The sequence below is a fragment of the Stenotrophomonas sp. EMP41 genome (assembly GCF_047495535.1).
In the GTDB taxonomy this organism is placed as follows: Bacteria; Pseudomonadota; Gammaproteobacteria; order Xanthomonadales; family Xanthomonadaceae; genus Stenotrophomonas; species Stenotrophomonas sepilia.
Map to the genome: position 1 here is coordinate 2,949,657 of NZ_CP179923.1, position 19,631 is coordinate 2,969,287.

Sequence of the window (19,631 nt, forward strand, 5' to 3'; positions counted from 1 at the left end):
TGCGGATTACCTCGCGTTGAGTGCCTGGCGCAGCGCGTTGCTGCTGGAGGCGCGGACGCCCTGGGTGGTGGTGGACAGCAGCTCGCGAAGCAACTGGTTCTGCTCGGTGAGCAGCGCATTGCTCTGCTGTACAGCCGCCGTGGTTTGGGACTGCGACTCGTTGTTCACCACCAGGTCGAACACCGCACGGCTGAAGTTGTCCGGCAGGGCCTCGATCGCGTCCGCCAGCTGTCCCATGCTGGTGCCGTCCTCGGTGTTCAGGTCGCCGACCTTCATGCCGTCGATGAGCCCGGTCACTTGGTCGTACAACCCGTTGTAGTCCTTGCCGCTGGCGTACAGGTTCCGGCCAAAGCCAAGTGCGGCCTGCGCCGCCGCCTGGGCCGCGCTGGTGTCGCCACCGGCCACGGCCCGCTCCAGCTCCTTCATGGCCTCGCCGAGCTTCTGCTGGTCCGTCAGCGGCGACAGGTCGCTGATCGACAGGCCGTACTGCATGGCCTGCTTGTCCTTGTCGATCTGCGCCTGCAGCTTGCCCATGTTCATTGCGCGCAGCGCTTCGATCTTGGCAAGGTCCTCGGCACGCGCACCGGTCAAGCCCAGGGCCTTGGCGTAGTCGTTGGCCGACTTCACCTGCTGCCGGTAGGTTCGCTCGATGCTCAGTGCCTGCTGCTGGTAGCTGGACAGATCACCGGTCATGAGCTGCGTGGAAACGTCCGCCATCAGCGAGGCGTAGTTCCCGAGCAACCCGGTCACCTTCTCCACTTGGGTGGCCAAGTCCGTGCCGGCGACGCTGGCCAGGTCCTGGAAGTAGTCCACCGCCTTGTTGACCTTGTCGACCTCCATCCCGTTGAGGGCGCGGCCCAGCTCGTCGGCATTGCCCACCGCCAGTGCGATCGACGCGCTCAGCGCGTTGAACACATCCGACGCCTCGAAGTAGCCGTCCAGCTGGCCTCCGAAGCCGGCAGCCTTCACCGCCTCGGTGAACAGCCGGTTGGTCATGTCACCGAGGTACGCCTCCAGCTGCGACTTGGCCTCGGCGGAGTCCGCCGACAGCTGCAGCTTGCCCAGGCTCACCCGCACGCCACCCAGCTGCTGGGTCAGGTCGACGCCGAGCTGCTTGGCCAGGCCCGTTGCCGCACCGCGGACCTGACGGGCGGCCATGTCGAACGTGCGATCGATGCCGGGATCGACAGCGCCATACTGCGTCCACTTTTTGTCGGACCGGAACAAGCCACCCTTCTGCTTGATATCGGCGTAGGTCTGGCCGTCGAAGCCACCGAACCCATACGAGCCGGTCAAGCCCTGGCCGGTGATCTTCGGCGCGCCGCGGCCGAAAAGCTTGGCGTGGATGCTCGACCCGGACAGGATCGATGCGACCTTGTCATTGAACCCCAGCCCGCGGAACGTCTTATCGGCGAGGCCCACCGCGCCGGCCGTTGCGATCTTGCCGGCCCAGCTCTCCCCGTTGGCGATGTTCCAGCCCTGATCGAACAGCTCGGCGTTCTTCATCATGCCGGCCACGATCCAGCCGATGATCGGGACCGCCGCAGCAGCAGATCCAGCCGCACCGGCACCAGCAGCAGCGGAAGAACCACCCGCTGCGGCTGCGCCGCCACCGGTAAGGGCGGCAACGTTGTTGCCGAAGCCGAGCAGACTGCCGGCGCTGGCGCCGCTGCTCGCCGCACCCGCGCCCGCACTGAACAGCCCCTGGCCCTTGGACAGCAGCCCGGCTATGGTCCCCAGGTTCTGACCGCCGCCGGCGGCGCCATTGCCACCGAACAGCCCCATGATGCTCTGAAGGCTCAGGCCACCGCCCTGGCCGTTCATCCCGTTGAGGATCTGCGTCTGGATCGGGATCACAATCTTCTGCTGTAGAAACTCGCGCGCCAGGTCACGCAGCCCGCGCTTGGCGGCATCCTTCAGGTCGTCCCACAGGTTGTCGAAGTCGCGCATGCCGCTGGCAACGAAGTCGGCCATGGCGTCGGCGGCATCGCCCACACCGTTGACGACCACGTTCGCCCACGCCTCAACGTTGGCAGCGGCCTCCTCCACGCGCAGCGACAGATCGGCCGATGCTCGGGCGGCGTCCAGCATGGCCTGCTCGTACTGCTCGTAGCTCGCCGCCCCCTTGGACAGCGCCAGCGCTTCCTTGCTGCCAGCAGCCTCCACCGCCTTCTGCAGCTCCTGCCGCATGTCCCGCTCGTTCATCATCTCGCGCCGCGACAGCTCGCGCGCACGACCGACTTTACCGAGCAGGGCGACCTCGGCATCCATCGTCGCTAGGAGTGCCTCGGGGCCGGCCAGCGCCTTGTTCACTTCGGCCGCAACCTTGGAGTACTCCAGGGCGCTCTGAGCCATCAGCACATTGGCATCGGCTTGCGCGATATTCCCCTCAGCGAGCAGCCTGTTGTACTCGGACATGTTGCCAAGGTGCTTACCCATGGCCTCGGCCAAAGGGCCCTCCATCGCCCCAGCCGCTTCCTGCGCCTGACGATGGTATCTGGCAACTTCCGCGGCACGGCGCTTGGCATCTGCGTCAGCGTTATCCCGTGCCCCCTTGTCGATGTTCCCGGTGGGTCGGTAGCCGACGGCGTCTGGCTTTAGAGCAGAGTCGGGCATCCTCTGCCCGTTCTCAAGAACCGTGACCTGCGGTCCATACCTGCGCGTAAGCTCCCGCTGGATTCGCAGTCGCTCTGCCAGCAACCGATCGGCTTCCTTATCTCGTTCCGGCGATGGCGCTTCAACCGCAAGGAGCAAGCGCCGCCGTGCGAACAAGTCGCCCATTTGCTCGTTCAGAGCGTCCTCGGTAGCGCCGGTCAGCGCACTAGGCGCCGCGCCTTCAAGCGCTTGAAGATCTGCATACCGCGATATCAGATTCACGATCTGGACCGCGCCATCAGCCATCTGCCCCGTTAACTCTGCGGCCCACTTTGTAACGGTTGCGAAGGCGTTCCGGGTCTGCTGGGAGGCCATGAACTCAGTCAGATTGTTCAACGTCGGCAACAACTCTTCCGCCACGCTGACCTTCAATCCCATCATCGCGAGATCTGCCTGCTGGGTCATCTCGCGCAGACGATCCGTCGCCTTCGTGGTTTTACCGTCGATGATCGCACCCGCCGCTTCCGCAGCGTCTGCCCACTGTCGAAATCCAGCGCTATTGTTCCGCAGGAGCGGAATCAGCATCGACGAGTCACTGGCAATGGCCTCCATGTAGAAGGTCAGCTCGGCTTGCGAAAGATTCGCCCGTTCTAGGCTTTTGAAGTACAGACCCAGAGCGTCAGGCCCGGACAACTTCCGCATCTGTTCGGCGGTTACGCCAGTGCGTTTGCCAATGTTGTCAAAAAAGTCCTTCATGGCGCCACCGCCCGTCTGGACGTAGTCACCAATCTTGTCCTGCACGTCCTTCAGGATATCCGCCAACTTCTCATGGCTGATCCCCACCATAGTCGCTCCAGCCGCCATTCGCTGGAACGCCTCGGAACTGGTGCCTGAAAGAGCGGCAAAGCGATCATATTGAACGCTAAGTTCAGCAACCTGGCGGGACCACGCGACGGCTGCTGCAGTCGTACTGGTCAGGCCCGACGATATTGCCAAGCCGATGGCGGTTCCCGCCCTTCTTGCAACAGCCTGCATCCGATCCATGGATTGCGAGAATTGCCGCTCGGCCTTTCCGGCGTCCTTTACGAAAGAGCCCGTCTTCATGAGCAGATCGACGGTGAGGGTATACAGGGACATGTCGGCTCCAGAAACGAGAAAGCCCCGCACGCGGCGGGGCTTTTGGTTGGGCGCCGATTGATCGGCTATTCGCCCATAGTCTTTGAGTGATGGCGCTCTGCCTGAACTAATCTAGCCAACGCGACCAGGAAAACGCCGAACGCAATCGCGCCTACTCCCATGGTCCCTTGGGTGAGCATTAGCAGGCCCGCGATGGCAGCCAGGATGCCAAGAACGGCTAACACGATGTACATCGCTTCCCCTCAACATTTGTTGTTGAGGGGAATAATGCCACCGTTCCATTGGTAGATCAGGCAGGCACCTCTTCAAACTCCATGTACCCGGTGAAATACTGCCGGCTGATGTTCTCCGCCGACGGCAGCTGTGTCGGGTAACCGTAGAGCGCCGACCGCGCCGCCAGCAGCGGGTCGAACGCCTTGCTGACCATGTCCCGGTACTGCGGCACAACGCAAGAGCGCCGGCGTCCCGCGATCGCAGCCGCCACCGTCTCCCAATCGGTCCCGCCCAGCCCACCGCCGCGCACGGCAGCTGTCGCCCGGCCGGACAAGGTGCAGGTGAGCCGGCGGTACAGAGGCCCGGGAACCGTATTGACCTGACCGCCCTTTGTGCGGGTGTGCACGCTGGTGTCGATTGTGGCCACCGCCCAACCGTCGCTGATACCCACCTCGACCGCCCGGAAGATCGCGATCTCGCCCACGTCGACGTTCGTGGCAGTTGTGTCGATCTCGACGGACACCGTCGATACCAAGGCGCTGGCCTGCGGGAACAGCCAGGCGCAGACACTGCCGTCTGGCAGTCGCACGGTGGTGGCACTCGCGCCGGCCGCGCTCACCTGCACGCCGGGCGGGATGTTGAGGCCGAGAACCGCGATGATCCCCGGCACAACAGCCTCGGCCAGGGTGATCGTGATCGCCAGCGAACCGGTGCGCCGGATCCGCGACGATCGTCCCGGCTTGCCATCGAAGAGCGCCGCGCCCTGGTCGGTCGACAACCACGTCCCACCGGTGAGGGTGGCCGTTTCTACCGCCGGCATGCCATATCCAATCAACACGTCATCATCCCCACAGGGTAAGCACCACGTCCCCCGTGGCAGGGTTGCGCTCCACGCGCCGCACCAGCACCGGCTTGCCGTCGGCCAGGCCGTAGCGGCTGTAGGTCAGCCGGCCGATCTGACCAGGGAGCGGAGCCATGTCCTGATCACCGCGAATGGCGACCTGGTAGAAGAACCGCTGCCGCTGATACATCGCCACGACGCGGTTGATCTCGGCCTGCGCATCGGCGGCATGCCAGAACAGCGAAATGACCGGATCGGCGGCGTCGGCGCGGCGGTAGTGTGCGTCCAGTGCGCCCGCAGCGAACACCTGACCTCGGTAGAGGCCCGTCAGCTCGTCGCGGCGGCTCTGCGGCACGTCCACCACGTCGGTGACGAGGTCGGAGGCGCCTAGGGCCTGCGCGTTCGGCCGGTAGGCCATGCGCCGGGTCAGGTTGGGCGCGTCGTCCGGGACGCCAATCAGGTCGCTGGCCATGTCGGCTTCCGAGATCTCAAACGCCGGCTGCCCTTGGTAGGTCTCCGGCGCAACCACCTGCACGAAGCGCAGTACACCGGTAGGATCCTGGTAGCATCCGACACCGTAGCTGGGCAGCATCGCGTTCAGGGCATCCCTGCCCGTGATGGCCGCTCCGGCGTAGTAGCCGATACCGGCGTAGCCGGTTGCAGCGTCCACGGCCGCACAGTCCGCTGCCGACCAAGCCCCTGCCCCGAGGCGAGCCATCACGTCGCCCACGGCCTGCTCCAGGCGCGCCGGGGCCATGCCGGGGCCGATGCTCGAACCATCGACCACCACAGGGGTGACGGGCGGAGATTTCAGCAGCAGCTGCTGGCCGTCCGGCGCCATGCTGAAGGTGCCGTCTTCCATCAGATCGCCGCGGTCCATCACAGCGTTTACGTGCACCGGGCTGTCGGCCAGGAACATCGCTGTCGCATCGGAATTGGCGCCGGCTGCCGGCACGCTGGCCACCGCGCCGATCACTACCGGCTGCGGCTTCCAGGCCAGCGAGGTGATGTTGGGCAGGAACACGCCCCGGTTGATGGTCTGGCCCAGGTAGTCGTGCGCGTCGCGCAGGTGCAGGGTCTTGCTGCCGTCGTCGTTCACCTCGATCTGATCGATGACACAGCGGAACACCGGAGCAGCGTCGGCCAGCATGCCGCCGTCATCCACCTGCAGGATGCGCACCGCAGCCCCCGAGGCACCGGACAATGCCAGGTCATCCAGCAGCCCCTCGGCGTCGGCGACCACGCATTCCGCCGCCGCCGTCTGCGACACCGGATCGCCACCCCACGGCCAGAAGCTCAGCTCCTGGACGAGGTTGACGCCCTCGGCCACCAGCCCTTCGTACCGGGCATTGGCCGGGCTATCGCCTGGCGCGGAGAGCCAGTCATCGTCGGCCAGCCGGGTGGTCGGCGCTTGGGCCTGTTCCAGCTTCCAACCGGCAACAGCGGCGTCGCTGCTGGCGCCCCACTGCCCAGCGTTCACGGCCAAGCACAGCCCACCGGCCTTCGTCGCAGCCAGTGCGGCGGCGAAGTGGAGCGGGCCGGCCAGCAGCAGGTCGCGCTGGTGGACCAGCGCGCCGTTGAGGTACAGGTGGAGCCTGGAGGGACTGCCGAAGGAGACCCGCATCCCGGCGATATCGCCCAGCGCGACCACGGGCAGACCAGTTGCGATCGCACCAGTGCCTTGGATCAGGCGACCGGTGGCCAGTTCCCAGCCGATGCCCTCCCCGTTGGCGCCCGGCGCTTGGCTGAGGGGCGCTGCTGCCGTGACAAAGCCCACGACGGCCGAGAGGTCGTCATCGCCCCACAGCGCGAACTCGACGCCGACAACGCCGGCGCTGAGGGCAAAGTCGGACCGGGCGCAGCGGTTGAGGTCGGCTGCTTCCGTCGTGGCGAGAGTGAGCCCACCGTCGCGCGCAGCGAGCAGCGGGCCGATCGGGAGGGCGGCAAAGCGCCCAAAGGTATCGGTCATGGCTATCCCAGTCGATCGAACCAGTCCTGCGCCTCGTCCTCCTCGGAACGCGGCACGAGGGTTTCCAGGAACTCCTGGAAGGAGCGCTTGGTGCCGCACTGGCTGTGTGAGGCGGTGATGTATGCGGCGAAGGCAGCGGGCTTGATGTGCAGGCTTACCGGGTCGATGGGGTTCCGCTTATGGAACTCCCACCATTCGAGGAACTCCCGGCGCGACATGCTCGCCTGCAGCTCGGACACCGTGCGATGCAGGTGGCCGGCGAGGACCTTCCAGAACCAGTCCTCGCCGCGCTGCCTTAGCCGTTTCCCGCGTCGGCCTGGGCTTGGGCAGCATCCTCGCCAAAGCCGGAATGCTTCATGGCCACACGCTGCAGCTCAGCGGCCACCAGGGGCTTGAGCTGGGCGGCCTGCTCCATATTCATGACGGGCTTGCCGTCCTCGTCGCAGATGGTCGCTGCGATCAGCTTGGCGCGGTCGCCCTCGCCCCACAGCTTGCGGAACTCCGCATCCGGCAGCTCGCGCACATGGAACTGCGCCTTGGAGCCGTTGGGCAAGGTAATCGTGTCGGCGCGAACGTCCTTGGAGGCGAACATGCCCAGGTTGGTGAACGACTGCAGGATGCTCACGGGCTGCTGCGGCTGGGTTTGGGTGGTTTCGCTGGTCTTGCTCATTGGCCGTTTCCTTGAATGGCGACAGGGCGCGCGGGCCGCGCACGGCTAACACGCGGAGGATCCGCGCGCCCCGTCAGAGAGATGGCCCGCCGGAGCGGGCCTGGGTGTGCGCCGTTGCCGCTGCCTTACGGCGTCGGGCGGTGCGTGGTGACGGCGCCAGAGCCGCGGATGGTGATGGTCGCCTTCCAGACGTCGTTGTCCTGGCTGGTCACCGCGAAGTTCTGCACGAAGCCGTCGAACTGCTTGGAGAGCACAGTGTCCGGCGGGGTGATCTTGCCGGCAGCGGCGGTCGGCTTTTCCACGCCTTCGGTTTCCGACAGCGGCGCAGTCACCAGCCAGTTCACGACCGCACCGGTCTCGTGCAGCTCTTCCAGCTTCTCGTGGTCGACGCTGTCGTAGATGATCTCGATGCTGGTGCTGCCGGTCTGCTTGCGGCCGGCGACGAACTGGTCCCAGTCGTCGTCGTAATCGGAGATATCGATCTCCGACGCCTGGCCATCGGGGAAGCCGACCGAACGCAGGCGGGTCACCTTGATGACCTCGGCCGCGGCGATGGCGACGAACAGTTGCGAATGCTTCGACTTGATTACCTGTCCCATAGGGGTTTCCTTGTGTTGCGCCCGTCGCCGGGCATGAAAAAGGCCCCTTGCGGGGCCAGTGGGTTGCCGTTGTGTGGTTCAGCGCAGTTGCAGGAGCCTGGCGTCGAAGGAGATGCCAAAGGCGTCCGCGCCGTCGCTGTCAGGCGTCGGGTTGTAAGACTCGATGCTGCCTACGCGCTCGATCGCGTCACGGATGGCGACGGCCGCGCCGTTGGCCTGCGTCAGGGCTTTGCCCCACACGGTCAATCGGACTCGCCAGCCGTCGGCCGGCGGCGCCTCGGACAGCATCGCGGTGGGTGATCCGCCGACCACCTCCCACGTCGCGTAGGGCAGTGCTGCATCCTGTGGGGCGGTTCCCGGCCACAACCGGATCGGGTCGCCCAGCACGTGCCGAACCGCTGCATCACCCTGCAGCAGGGACTGGATCAGGGGAACCATCATCGCCACCCATCCTTCTTGAGCTGCTTGTCGAGCGCCACCCAGGTTTCATTGATGATCACCTGCGCCGCCTCCGGCCCCTTGGCCTCGCCTGCCGGCGTGAGGAACGGCTCAGCCCTCATCTTCCTGGTGCCGAACTCCTTGAAGCGCCAGTAATAGGCCCAGCCCGCCTCCTCATAAACCTTCCCGACGCGGCCGCGGCGCCGGTTGCGCTTGGTGTTGGCGTACTTGCGCCGGCGACCGGTCTTAACCCCGACCGTGTAGTACTCGCCGCCCTGGCCTACACCTGCCCGCTGCCGGCTTTTGGTGTTGGCCCGGCGGGTGACGATCTGCGAGGCCATGAACCCCGATGCTCTCGGAGCCCGCCGCCGGGCGTCGTCGCGAATGACGTTGCCGCCCTTGCGCATACCGGCTTGCACGGCTCGCCCTTGAATCGCCTTGGGTGCCTCCCGCAGTGAACGCAGGAGGCCGTCCAGGCCGTCGATCTTCACCTGCTCAGCCATCGGACACCCCCGCATCGACCATCAGCGTGATATGCCCGCGTGCCGTCGCATCCGGCAGCACCGCACGAATCGCGTACACCTGCCCGTCGAACACCACGCGCATGGTCGGCACTACGCCGGGCAGGTAAGGGATCTCGATGCGTGCAGTTACCTGCCCATGCTCGGCCGAGGCAGCAGTGAACTCTCGACCCGAGAGCGGAACCACCTCTGCGGGCACGTCAGCCCGCCATCTACGCCATTGCTTCACGTCCCCGCCGAGCGGATCACGCACCGGGCCGTAGTCCTGCAGCTCGATGCGGTGCCGGTATTTGCCGGCCCGCCTCATGGCAGCACCCGCCGGTAGGGGAACATCAGCCGGTCCAGGGTCGGGTTCTCGGCCAACTGCGAGCCAGCCACCACCGCCTCGCGGTTGGCGTACAGGTCGCCCAGCAACAGCAGTACGGCCGCGCGCAGCGGTCCCGGAAGCGGGCCAGGTGTCGTCGTGAACCTCACCGGATAGGCGCCTGCTTCACTGTCGAGCGTGGCCGGCTCGATCGGTAGCGGAGAGCGGCCCTCGCCGACCGGGGTCCACTCATAGGTCGCTGCTGCCAACGCATACCCCGTGGTGCGCTCCACCGACTCACGCGCGGCGGTGATGAAGGCGCCGATCAGCGCGTCGTCGGCATCGTGGATAACTACCAGGTGCGCCTTCGCTTCGCTCAGCGACACGGGTTCCTCTGCCGCCGGGGTCAACGTGCGCAGCATGGGTCATTCCTCCGGCGTGGCCGACTTGATGGCATTGGGGTGGGGGTCGATCAGCCCGCCAAGGCGCAGCGCCTCAACGTGTGCCGCGTTGACCTGAATCACCTGGCCAACCTTCCCGAGGTGGTTGTTACTGAGTACCAGCGCCGGCACGGTTTCGCCCTCCGGCGGAGCCGGTTCTTCATCCGGTGGCGGCAGGTCGTTGTCCGCCTCCACGGTTTCGGGCCTCTGGCTGTCTCCGCCCTCGTCCGTCTCCGGCTCACGGACGGCGGCTGCCGCGCCAGCGTCGGGGCTTTCGGCGTCCGGCTGCTGGCCCTGGGCAGCCGCTGCGGGCGCTTCCTGCGCGTCGGCCGGACCGCCGACCGCCGGCGCGGAGGTGTTCTTCTGCTTTGCCATGATCGTCTCCGAGGGACGCCCGCGCTGGGGCGTCCCTCCGTTCGTGGGCCGAGGCGGTTAAGCCGCGGCGCCGTGCTTGAAGGTCTTCACTGCGCCGCCCACGTCAACCAGGTTGCCGCCGGAGCGCATCCAGGCCATGAAGCCAACCTGGCCCTTCTTCACGTATGCCGAGTCGTTGAAGCGGAACAGGGTCACGGCCATCACGTCGCGGATCTTGTAGTAGCTGAAGTCGCCGAACGCGATCGAGGTTGCGCCTGCGGCCGGGGCCGGGGCGTGCTGGTTGATCTGGATATCGCGGTTCAGCAGACGATCCGGCGCACCGCCCGGATTGCCCTGCTCGTAACCCGGCACGAAGATCGGCCGGCCCTGGTCGTCCTTCACCTTGCGGATCAGCTTCAGCATGTCGTCGTGGAACATCCACTTGGCCAGCTGGCGATACGCCGGATCGACGCTGTGCTCCAGGTCGACCAGGTCGTCGTAGGTGACGATCGGCAGCGCCGAGACAGCGCCGATCTTGCCCACCGTCGCGGCAGTAAAGGCGCCCATCGGCTGGCCAACGCCGGTGCCGACAGAGTAGTGGCGGTTGGTGACGCGGCCCAGGCGGGTCTGCAGGCGCTTCTCGATGAAGCCGGCGATATCGGCCGTGCTGTCCTGCAGCAGCTCCCACGGCACGGTCACCACCTTGGAGCTGTACTTGTACACCTGCAGGCCCTTGGTGCCGAAGGCCACGTCCTGGTCGTTCGCCGACTGGTTTTCAGCGACCAGTTCGCCCTCTTCGGAGGTGCCATCGCTGGTCGGGTACTGCATCGGCTCACCGCCGGCAGTGCTGAACACATCAGCCACCTGGCGCATGCCGCCGAATGCCTTCAGGGCATCCAGGATCTGCTCGGCCAGCGTGGTCGGAACGGTGTAGCCGCCCTGCTCCGGGTTGACGGCCGGGTTGCCCGACATGGCCGCGTTGACCTGCTTCCAGTCCTCTGCGCTCAGGGCGCTGTCACCGCCACGCGCCCAACGGTCGAACAGGCGCTCCTCGTTGGAGAGGTCACGGCCGCCGCGGTTGGCAGTGTCGTGCTCACGCACGCCCTGTTCGCGCAGTGCCTCGTCGGCCGTCAGGTCCATGACCTTCTGATGACGCTCGATCGCCGCGTCGATGCGCTCGATCTCGGCGATGTTGTTGTCGTACTTGGCCTGGTTCTCCGGCGTCCACTTGTTGCCGTCACCGGTGCTGGTGTCGAGCAGGTTGCGGGTTTCCTTTGCCAGCGCGGTGCGGCGCTCCCGCTCGGCCTGAATGTTGAAGGGCATTGGTGATTTCCTCGTGTCGAAAAAAAACCGCCTTTCGGCGGTCGGGATGAACTGCGGGCGGGAGTCGCTTACGCAGCGGAGCGTTCCAGCAGCGCCAGACGGCGCGACAGGTTGGCCTTGTGGGCGGCGGCGGCGGCGCCGTCGTCGGGTTCGGGGGTACGGTTGGCCAGTGCGGCAGGTGCGTTGTCGTAGGCGGACAGATCCCAGGTGTTGGATGCCTTCTTCTTGCCGACGACCTCCACCACGCGATCAGCGAAACCGTGTTCCTTGGCTTCGTCGGCCGTGAACCAGGTCTCTTCGTCCATCCACTGGACAATCTGCGCTTCATCCTTGCCAGTGCGACGGGTGTAGTCCCCGGCCAGCCCGGTATCGATCTTGGCCAGCAGCTCACCGGTCTTGGTCATATCGGCCTTGTTGCCGATAGCGACCGTCCAGGCGTTGTGGATCATGAAACCGGCGCCCTGGCTGATCTCAACCTCATCGCAGGCCATGCAAATGCCGGTGGCAGCCGAGGCCGCCAGTCCATCCACGTGGGCGATCACGGTCGCCTTGTGCTGTGCGATGGCCGTCATCATCGATCGGGCCGCAAACACGTCACCGCCGGGCGAATCGATGCGGAGATGGATCACGTCCGCGTCGATGCCGGCCATAGCCTGGGCAAACATCGTCTCGTCAATGTCGCCCCACCACCCGCCGATGACGCCGTGCAGGTAGATCGTGGCCTCCTTGCCTTCGGTCTCCGCCCGGATGGGCTTGGACTGGCCGGCGTTGTTCTTGGCCAGCTGCAGCAACTTAGGAATCGGCATCTTCAGGGTTCCTTTCAGGGTCGTCGCTGTCCGGCTTCGCCGGTGGCGCGGGGTCTTTCGGTTGGTAGAGCTTGTCGCCGCCCTCGATGGGAGGCAGGTTCTTGAGGCGGCGGACTTCGTTGACGACCATCCAGCCTTGGGTCCCAGGGCCACCCAACGCCTTGCTGAAGTACTCGGCCTGCGTCTTCGAGTCGCCGGCCATGAACATGTCCACGTTGTGCTCAACGAAGTAGCGCGGCGTGCGGAACAGCTTGCGGTTCAACTCGTCCTTGATCCGCTTCAGGTGCGGGCCCAGCGTGTACTTCACGAAGCCGATGCCCATGCTCTCGATGCCACTGCCCCAGCTGGTCGACTTGGTGGTTTCACCGATCATGTGGGGCGGCACACCGAAGGCGCGGGCTACGTCGATCACCTGCCACTGACGCGACTCCAGCAGCTGCTGGTCGACCGCTGACATGGTCAGTTCGTGAACCTCCAGCCCCTCGGTCAGAACCAGCGGAATGCGACGGTTACCCTGCACCCCGCCGTACTTCTTGACCCAGGCATCGCGGAAATCGTCCTGCTGCTCCTTGGTCATCTTGTTGGGCGTTCGGATGGCCACTTCGGGCTTGCCGCCCTCGCTGAAGAACTTGCCGGCGTGCTCGTCACCTTGGATGGCGATGCCGATGCCGTTCCGAGCGCCCCACTGGATCACCGACATGCCGTGCACGCCGTTGAAACCGAAGCCGGGGAAATGGAGCACGTCGTCCTGGTCGACGGTGAAGTACCCGTCCGCATCGTGGAACGTGTACTGCAGGCGTGTTGGCTCCCGTGGGCTGGTTTTCTCCTGCTTGAGGATCATCACCCTGTCGCGTGGCCAGGGGATCAACCCGGTCGCCACCCCGGCACGGTTGCGCGTCACGTACACCACGCCATCGCCGCGCAGCAGCATCTGGCCGACGATGAACTCCCAGCCGGTAGCGCTCGACCAGCCGGAGGAGAACTGCTCGTTCAGCAGCCACCAGTAGTCGTGCTCCGCCCGCTTGCGATGGCCGTCCACCCGCTCGAACACAGGCAGCGGCAGCTGGGCGATCGCGCCGGCCAGCAGCGAAACGGCAGCGAACACCGCCGAAACCCGCATCGCCGATTCCGGGCTGACCACGGCTCCGGAGGCCGTCGTCGGGTTCCCGAACACCTCGAACATGCGCATGTCGGAGGACTGGATCACCTCGCCGTCGACCAGGTTGCTGATCGTCGGCTCGATACGGTCGCGGGCATCGGCCCGCCGGTTCTTCTCGAATAGTCCGAACATCAGTCGATCACCACGAAGCCTTGTTGGGTTGTGCCGGTGTCCCGCGCCTGCATGGCGCGGCCCATGGCCATGATTAGCGCCACCGCGCCGTCGATCTTGCTTTCCATCTTTTCCTTGCGGGGATAGACGTGTTCCTTGGCATCCACGCGCGCCACTACGTTGCCCATCATCCAGGTCATGGCCGCGTTGCCGTCGTGCCACAGGCGCCGCGACAGGATGAGCGCCTCCACTTCTTTCATGGGCTCGGACAGATTGCGCACGGACTGCGCCATCTCCACGGTCGGCAGCCCTTCCTGTTCGAGGCGCGTCATCAGGTACGCCGCTTGGGCCGGGTCAAAGGCAATGTCCCGCACGTCGACGCCCTGTGCCGCAAGCTCTTTCAGCTCCTCTTCGATGAACGCGTAGTCCGTCATGTTCCCCGGCGTGGACACGATCAGCTCGTCCAGCAGGAACTGCTGGTACTTCTCGTTTTCCTCCACGGCCGACTCCGGCACGTAGAACCGGGGAATGACGTAGTAGCTATCGCCCTTCTCGAACAGCAGCACCACGGCAGCCACGTCCAGCTTGGATGCCAGATCGACGCCGACCCAGCACGGACAGCCCGCAAAGTCGGACACCTCAAACCGTCGCTTCTGCCGCTGCCAGGCCAGCATGTTCATCCATGCCAGCTTGGCGCCGACCCAGTCGTTCAGGTGCTTGGTACGGAACGCGCTTTGCTTGCTGGCCGACCGCTTTGCCTTGGCGAGCTGGTCGAGCAGGAACTGCTCGAACACGGAAACGCCGTAGTTCGGGTTGGCCTTGCGCAGGCTCGCCGGATCGTCCCAGCGGTCGCCCTCGTCTATGCAGTAAATCGCCGCGAACACCGTCTCATCGGTCACCTCGCCGCGCAGGATGCGGATGGCATCGCCTCGCATCTCGAAGCATGGGCCGGAGAGGTTGGTGCCTGCCGTGGTGATGATCGACAGCAGGGGCTGCTCGCGCGCGCCCATGCCGGTTTCCATGGCGTCGACCATGTGGTCATCGTCATGTTCGTGGTACTCGTCCACCAGCGCCGCGTGCGGGCTCGAGCCATCGCCTGGCTTGCCGATCATCGTCTCGAACTTGGACATGTCCTCCATGACGAACAGCGGCCCCGGGTTCTTCGGGTTGCCCGCCTGTTCGATACCGAAGCGGGCGCGCAGGGCCGGCAGTTTCTGGACCATCTGCCAGGCCGGGCGGAACACCTCATACGCCTGTTTCTCGCTGGTTGCGCCCGAGTAGACCTCCGCGCCCGCCTCGCCGTCAGCGCAGAACAGGTACAGGCCACGGGCAGCCAGCCGCAACGACTTGCCGTTCTTGCGCGGGATCTCCTCGTAGGCGCGGCGGAAGCGCCGGTGCCCGGTCTTCTTGTGGACCCAGCCGAACAGATTGCACTCGATGAAGTGCTGCCAGGGCTCCAGCACCAGCAGGCGCTTCTGCGCCGCCCACTTTCCTTTCGTGTGCGGCATCTTCTCCATGAACCGCACCGCGCGGTCCGCCTTCTCGGCGTCGTACTTGTAGGGCCAGTCGGCCCCCTTGCGCTTCAGGTCATCCAAGAACCGCTGGCACGCCAGACGGATGAACTCGCCGGCCGGGATCTTTCCTGACGTGACGCCCTTGGCGTATGCCTTGGCTGATTCGCTCGGCGTCATGGATCAGAACTCGTCGAATGGGTTGCCCTCCGGGGTCTTTTCGGTCCCCAGCTTCTGACGGTCAGCCGGGGTCAGGCCCAGGCGCGCCAGGCAGCCGATCAGGTGGGAGTACTTGGCCGCAACGAACTCGCCGCGGTTGGCACGGAACTCGGAAAGCAGCGATGACGCCACCTCCATGATGAAACGGTCGGCGCTGGTCAGGACGCCAGGCAGGGCGCACTTCTCCAGCTCCTTCCAGACCACTGCGACCTCGGTCGGAAGGTGTGCCGGTGCCTTGCCCAACGGAGCATTCGCCTTGGGCGCTTCCTTCTTGTAGCGCTGCGGATCCTTCTTGGTCGCGCCCTTCAGCTCGGCCAGTTCCCTCGGCTGTCGATGGCGAGCCATCGGACCTCCCATTTCTGAAATTCAAATTCTGCGGACGCGAGAAGAAAGGGGGGCGCGCGTATCGGGCGAGGAAGGCCCTCAACTTTGACCCTCCCCCCTCCCTTTCCGTTCAGCTTTCGGTGGATAACTCGCCGCTCGTTCAGCTCCGCCTTGCTGGCGCGCGTCCCTGCCGAACCCGCCGTTCTCCCGCGCCGTCTTGGCGCTATGGCACGGCCGGCACAGCGGCTGCAGGTTGCTATCGGCGTTGTTGCCGTCGTCCCCGTCGATGTGGTCGACCTCAGTGGCCGGTCGCACCCTGCCCTGCCCGGCGCAGCATCTGCACAGGGGCTCACGAGCCAGCACCACCGCACGGAGCCGGCGCCACAGCGAGCAGTTGGTGGGCAGGGCGCGGCGTGCCTGCCTCTTGCGGACCTGGGCGGTGGTCTCCTTGTACGGGCGCCAGCCGGCTGCACGGTGCTGGGGTGGCCGGGTCGGCATCAGTAACGCTTCCCGTCCAGGTCGACTCGCTCCGGCTCGACAGCTTCGTCATGCACCGGCGTGCCGGCCTCCTCGCCCAGCAGCTGCGCCACGGCCTGCACCAGCAGGCCAACGTGCATTGCCAGCTCGGCGATCTGCTTGCCCTGCTGCTCGATGATCCCGACCAGTCGGTCGATGCGACTGTCAGTGCTGCCCTCAATCAGCCCCGCCAAGGCAGCGACAGCAGCAGCGCGCGCCACCTCTTCAATCCGTGCAGCGTCCATCACCAACCCTCGTCGTTCGCAATACCAGGCCGCGTTGTATCCACCACTCGACCCGCTCCCAGTCCGGCTCCAAGCCCGTCTCCCGGGCAGTCCATACGACGGCAGCCAGATACCACCTCAGCCACCACCGCATGCGTATCGACGCGCGCACTGTCGCAGTCATCAGAACTCCTCCACTGCCCAGCCGCCGCCATCCCGTTTCGGCTTGGCCTTCACCGCGATGAAGCGGAATGGGTACATCGCCGCTGCAATCTTGATCTTGGCCCTGGCATCGTCCTGCCAGTGGCCCTTCACCTCGTGGCACTCCATGACACCGTCGGCAGCCATGACGGCAAAGTCCGGGGTGTAGAACGTGTTGTCGGCCAAGCGCAGCTTCATGCCCTCGAACCGGTGCCATTGCACCTCGCCTGCCGCTTGCAGCGCGCGCAGCCGCTCGGCATACGCGGCCTCGGTCTTGTTCATCTCGCCCGTCTTCAGCCGGCCCAGCGCCAGCACGCGGCGTTCCTGCGCCGTCTGCCGGACCATCAGGGCGAATCCGGCACAGGTTTGCCCTGCACCTGGTCGATGCCGTCGAGCTGCGCTTCGTACTGCAGCAGGCACCGCTTCCGGCCGTTGCTCACCTCGAATACGGCAGACGGCGCCGCCTCCTTCACCCACTTGCAGCGCTTGCGCAGTTGGGCATCGATCGGCACATAGGTGGCCACCGGAACCGTGATGACAGCTGCTGGCGGCGGGTTCGGCTTGGTAGGTGCGGCCTGGCACGCGGCCAGTAGCGAGACCCCCAAGGGGATTGCGAACCTCATGGTGCGATCCTCCTACCGAGGGTGATGGGTGATTCCAAGGTGCGATCCTCCTGTACGAACGCAGCGGCGATCTCCAGAACCAAGTCCACTGCCATGCACCACAAGTGCAACGCCGGAACCTTCGGACTGGCCGTCACCTGGGTATCGCTGTCTTCGCGCAACCAGGCCGGAACGCCGAATAGGCGACCCTCATGGGTCATCCCGGCCTCAATGGCGCTTTCCCTGTCGATGTAGAGCCATAGTGGGAGCCGCATATCAGTACCCCTTCAGTGCTGGGCAGGCGGAATCGAGCAGCTCCAGTGCTGCCTTACAGGTGTCGGGCCGTTGCTCATAGCGACCGCGCCAGGTGGAAGCCTCCTTCTCGGAAGCCTCGACCTTCCCCGCCAAGGCCCGCAGTGCCTCAGCACTCTCGTCCCGGAGGGCTTGCAGCTTCTCGGCTTCCGCCCTCAGTGCGGCGGCGACCTCGGCCAGACGCTGATCGCGGCTGTCCACGTCGGCCTGCAGTCGGGCGGCGTCGGCCTGCCAGTCGGCCCGGACCTTGATGACCTGGGCGCTCAGGTCGCGGATCTTCTGCTCCTTCTCGTACGCGCTCAGGGCAGAGACCATGCAGCCAAAGGCCAGCACAGCACACACCGCCTTAAGTTTGCTGCCCGGCTTGCGTAGCCACTGCAACGCGTCGGCGGCTGTTCCAATGACCAGGTCCCAGACTGCCCGCAGGAATCGAATCAATACGCTCATGGCTTATCGCCTCCGATGGCGCCGGTGGCTCGCTCCACCATGCGCACATAGCCGGGCAACAGCCGGCGGATCAGGACGCCGGACAGGCCGGCCAGGGGCAGCTGCGGGGCGCCAGCCAGCGCCGGCCAGATGGACGCGGCAACGGCGATGACCCATGCGGCCACGATGGCGTAGGCAACAACCGCCACAGCCAGGGCAGCCCAGCGCGCGGCGGTCTGCAGGAGGCGGTGGCCGCGCCGGCGGCTGGCGTCAGCGGCCACCCGCTCCGCGTCCTTCTCCGGCAGTAGCAGGACACCGATCAGCGCTCCCGCCATGGCAACCAGCAGCACGGACTGCGGTACGCCGAGGATCACCCGTTCGGCCTCCCGCAGCGCGTCTGCCGTCGCCGGCGCCACAACGGCCGCGGTGAAGGTCCCGACGATGGTTTTCAGAGTGCTCACGGGCTCAGTCACGGCGCCACCGTCCCGCCGGCCTTGCGGTACACGGCCAACAGGTCGGCAAGCTTCTGTTCGTGCTGGCCGTAGCCAGCTCCCGGCAGACTCGCCCAGATGTTGCTGACCGCCTTGATGGCCTCGGGAATCCTGCCCGCCTGGATCAGCGGCAGCGCGCGGCGCTCCCGGATCTGCTGCAACGCAATCAGGTCCTGGCTCAGCGGGGAGAAATCCTTCAGGCCGAGCGTCTTTTTGTAGGCGTCGTAGTAGCGGCGGAGCAGCTGGTAGCGGCCGGCTGCGGTGGACTGGATCTTGAGCTTCGGAAGGTCCACCAGCACGCGCGGGTGGTCGGCGTAGCCACGGAACAAGCCACCACCGACCAGCACGTCATAGCCGCGGTCGTTGGTCGGCTGCCGGCCGTTGTCCGTACCTTCGGACCAGGCCAGCATGTCGAGGAAGGCCACGACGTTCACGCCGCCAGCCTGTTGGGGAGTGATCTGCGCCATGGCGTCTCCGGGCAAAGAAAAAGCCCCGGCTGGGCCGGGGCTTGCGATTGGATGGTGGCAAGATTGCCGTCTTTTTCGATGACCTAGGAAGTCATCGCTATGCGGCCTGCGTGAGTGCCTTGCTGAACTGCCTGGCAGCGCGCGCCTCGGATGCACGGAAGTTGAAGAGCATCCACTCATAGACCGGTCGCCAGAACCGGCTGTAGGCGGACCAGTCGGCACCGATGGCAGCCGCACGCTTCCGGCCGCTGAGCGGATCGAAGCCACTCCCCCCGCAGCTGTCGCAGTTCACGATTCCCGCAATCGAAGGGTCCATGAGAACCTTCTTTCCTCCACAGCGGGAACATTCGCACGCCCCGGCCATCTCTTCGATCACCGCCCCGGCCAGCACCCCAAGTTGCTCCATCGTGTTGTTCGGCCACGCCGCCGCTCGTGCATCTTCCAGCGCCTGCTCTGCACGCCGCAGTTCACGTCGCTGCACATCCGTAACCGTGCCCCCGCCCCAGCCCATGCTGGCCTTGGCGATCCCGAACTCCGTGCGGGCATCGGCAAGATCGTGCATCTGGCGGGTGAACTCCGGCGCGACCAGGGAGATGACCGCCTGGCGCAGCTGCTCGCGTCTCCGCTGACCGCTCTCCGGCCACCACAGCGCCTCCAGCAGTTCGCGACCAAGGCCGGCCGGGACGTACGCCAAGGCGGCCAAGATTTCCTCAGTGCTCGGTCCACCAATGCTCCCGTCGAAGATCAGCGCCCTCGGACCCGTCCGGCTCGACAACAGTTCGCGTGCCTCGTTCATTCCCATGTGCCTTCCCCTTGGTGGTTTGCTCGTGCAGCGCGCGATCGCGCATCGTGGTCATT

Annotated in this window: 24 protein-coding genes; all 24 read right to left on the minus strand. The window is 65.8% G+C overall.

Annotated elements, in window-relative coordinates:
• Nucleotides 1-6: 6 nt before the first annotated feature.
• A complete protein-coding gene (locus ACMGRF_RS13540; protein WP_414485291.1) occupies nucleotides 7-3,732 on the minus strand; it encodes a phage tail protein in 3,726 nt (1,241 codons plus the stop codon).
• Nucleotides 3,733-4,021: 289 nt separating this feature from the next.
• The gene (locus ACMGRF_RS13545; protein ID WP_414485292.1) at nucleotides 4,022-4,765 is read right to left on the minus strand and encodes a hypothetical protein; all 744 of its coding nucleotides are present in this window, start codon (nucleotides 4,763-4,765) and stop codon (nucleotides 4,022-4,024) included.
• A 22-nt stretch (nucleotides 4,766-4,787) separates the two neighbouring features.
• Complete coding sequence (locus ACMGRF_RS13550) at nucleotides 4,788-6,755, minus strand: hypothetical protein (RefSeq protein WP_414485293.1); 1,968 nt, start codon at nucleotides 6,753-6,755, stop codon at nucleotides 4,788-4,790.
• Nucleotides 6,756-6,757: 2 nt separating this feature from the next.
• A complete protein-coding gene (locus ACMGRF_RS13555; protein WP_414485294.1) occupies nucleotides 6,758-6,994 on the minus strand; it encodes a hypothetical protein in 237 nt (78 codons plus the stop codon).
• 56 nt (nucleotides 6,995-7,050) lie between these two features.
• On the minus strand, nucleotides 7,051-7,425 hold the full coding sequence (locus ACMGRF_RS13560) for a hypothetical protein (RefSeq protein ID WP_414485295.1): 375 nt from the start codon (nucleotides 7,423-7,425) through the stop codon (nucleotides 7,051-7,053).
• 125 nt (nucleotides 7,426-7,550) lie between these two features.
• Nucleotides 7,551-8,024 (minus strand): phage tail tube protein, encoded by a 474-nt coding sequence (locus ACMGRF_RS13565; protein ID WP_182068261.1) that lies wholly within the window; start codon nucleotides 8,022-8,024, stop codon nucleotides 7,551-7,553.
• A gap of 78 nt (nucleotides 8,025-8,102) precedes the next feature.
• Nucleotides 8,103-8,465, minus strand: a complete 363-nt coding sequence (gene gp17 / locus ACMGRF_RS13570) for a tail completion protein gp17 (RefSeq protein ID WP_065186827.1) — start codon at nucleotides 8,463-8,465, stop codon at nucleotides 8,103-8,105.
• Entirely contained in the window at nucleotides 8,462-8,965 is a 504-nt protein-coding gene (locus ACMGRF_RS13575) for an HK97-gp10 family putative phage morphogenesis protein (protein ID WP_414485296.1), read from the minus strand. Before ACMGRF_RS13575 ends, gp17 begins: the two co-directional genes overlap by 4 nt.
• The gene (locus ACMGRF_RS13580; RefSeq protein ID WP_164227277.1) at nucleotides 8,958-9,290 is read right to left on the minus strand and encodes a phage head closure protein; all 333 of its coding nucleotides are present in this window, start codon (nucleotides 9,288-9,290) and stop codon (nucleotides 8,958-8,960) included. Before ACMGRF_RS13580 ends, ACMGRF_RS13575 begins: the two co-directional genes overlap by 8 nt.
• Nucleotides 9,287-9,709 (minus strand): head-tail connector protein, encoded by a 423-nt coding sequence (locus tag ACMGRF_RS13585; protein ID WP_069116978.1) that lies wholly within the window; start codon nucleotides 9,707-9,709, stop codon nucleotides 9,287-9,289. The genes ACMGRF_RS13580 and ACMGRF_RS13585 overlap by 4 nt, the downstream gene beginning before the upstream one ends.
• A gap of 3 nt (nucleotides 9,710-9,712) precedes the next feature.
• Nucleotides 9,713-10,102, minus strand: coding sequence for a hypothetical protein (locus ACMGRF_RS13590; protein ID WP_329890157.1), 390 nt, complete (start codon nucleotides 10,100-10,102; stop codon nucleotides 9,713-9,715).
• Nucleotides 10,103-10,159: 57 nt separating this feature from the next.
• On the minus strand, nucleotides 10,160-11,404 hold the full coding sequence (locus ACMGRF_RS13595) for a phage major capsid protein (protein ID WP_099605632.1): 1,245 nt from the start codon (nucleotides 11,402-11,404) through the stop codon (nucleotides 10,160-10,162).
• Nucleotides 11,405-11,472: 68 nt separating this feature from the next.
• A complete protein-coding gene (locus tag ACMGRF_RS13600) occupies nucleotides 11,473-12,195 on the minus strand; it encodes a head maturation protease, ClpP-related (protein ID WP_240458965.1) in 723 nt (240 codons plus the stop codon).
• Nucleotide 12,196: 1 nt separating this feature from the next.
• Nucleotides 12,197-13,501, minus strand: coding sequence for a phage portal protein (locus tag ACMGRF_RS13605; RefSeq protein ID WP_111176615.1), 1,305 nt, complete (start codon nucleotides 13,499-13,501; stop codon nucleotides 12,197-12,199).
• Nucleotides 13,501-15,171: a terminase large subunit gene (locus ACMGRF_RS13610; protein ID WP_049431057.1), complete on the minus strand. Its 1,671-nt coding sequence runs from the start codon at nucleotides 15,169-15,171 to the stop codon at nucleotides 13,501-13,503. Before ACMGRF_RS13610 ends, ACMGRF_RS13605 begins: the two co-directional genes overlap by 1 nt.
• 3 nt (nucleotides 15,172-15,174) lie before the next feature.
• Entirely contained in the window at nucleotides 15,175-15,555 is a 381-nt protein-coding gene (locus ACMGRF_RS13615; protein ID WP_065179332.1) for a hypothetical protein, read from the minus strand.
• 78 nt (nucleotides 15,556-15,633) lie between these two features.
• Complete coding sequence (locus ACMGRF_RS13620; protein WP_005408954.1) at nucleotides 15,634-16,032, minus strand: HNH endonuclease signature motif containing protein; 399 nt, start codon at nucleotides 16,030-16,032, stop codon at nucleotides 15,634-15,636.
• On the minus strand, nucleotides 16,032-16,295 hold the full coding sequence (locus tag ACMGRF_RS13625; protein ID WP_414485297.1) for a hypothetical protein: 264 nt from the start codon (nucleotides 16,293-16,295) through the stop codon (nucleotides 16,032-16,034). Before ACMGRF_RS13625 ends, ACMGRF_RS13620 begins: the two co-directional genes overlap by 1 nt.
• Nucleotides 16,296-16,457: 162 nt before the next feature.
• The gene (locus ACMGRF_RS13630; protein ID WP_414485298.1) at nucleotides 16,458-16,820 is read right to left on the minus strand and encodes a DUF1064 domain-containing protein; all 363 of its coding nucleotides are present in this window, start codon (nucleotides 16,818-16,820) and stop codon (nucleotides 16,458-16,460) included.
• The gene (locus ACMGRF_RS13635; RefSeq protein ID WP_414485299.1) at nucleotides 16,820-17,098 is read right to left on the minus strand and encodes a hypothetical protein; all 279 of its coding nucleotides are present in this window, start codon (nucleotides 17,096-17,098) and stop codon (nucleotides 16,820-16,822) included. The genes ACMGRF_RS13630 and ACMGRF_RS13635 overlap by 1 nt, the downstream gene beginning before the upstream one ends.
• 255 nt (nucleotides 17,099-17,353) lie before the next feature.
• Entirely contained in the window at nucleotides 17,354-17,836 is a 483-nt protein-coding gene (locus tag ACMGRF_RS13640) for a hypothetical protein (protein ID WP_414485300.1), read from the minus strand.
• Nucleotides 17,833-18,276, minus strand: a complete 444-nt coding sequence (locus tag ACMGRF_RS13645; RefSeq protein ID WP_223224762.1) for a hypothetical protein — start codon at nucleotides 18,274-18,276, stop codon at nucleotides 17,833-17,835. Before ACMGRF_RS13645 ends, ACMGRF_RS13640 begins: the two co-directional genes overlap by 4 nt.
• 8 nt (nucleotides 18,277-18,284) lie before the next feature.
• Nucleotides 18,285-18,773 (minus strand): lysozyme, encoded by a 489-nt coding sequence (locus tag ACMGRF_RS13650; RefSeq protein ID WP_414485301.1) that lies wholly within the window; start codon nucleotides 18,771-18,773, stop codon nucleotides 18,285-18,287.
• Between the two features lie 97 nt (nucleotides 18,774-18,870).
• Nucleotides 18,871-19,569 carry a hypothetical protein gene (locus tag ACMGRF_RS13655; RefSeq protein ID WP_414485302.1) on the minus strand — a complete coding sequence of 233 codons (699 nt, stop codon included), beginning with the start codon at nucleotides 19,567-19,569 and terminating at the stop codon, nucleotides 18,871-18,873.
• Between the last annotated feature and the right edge of the window lie 62 nt (nucleotides 19,570-19,631).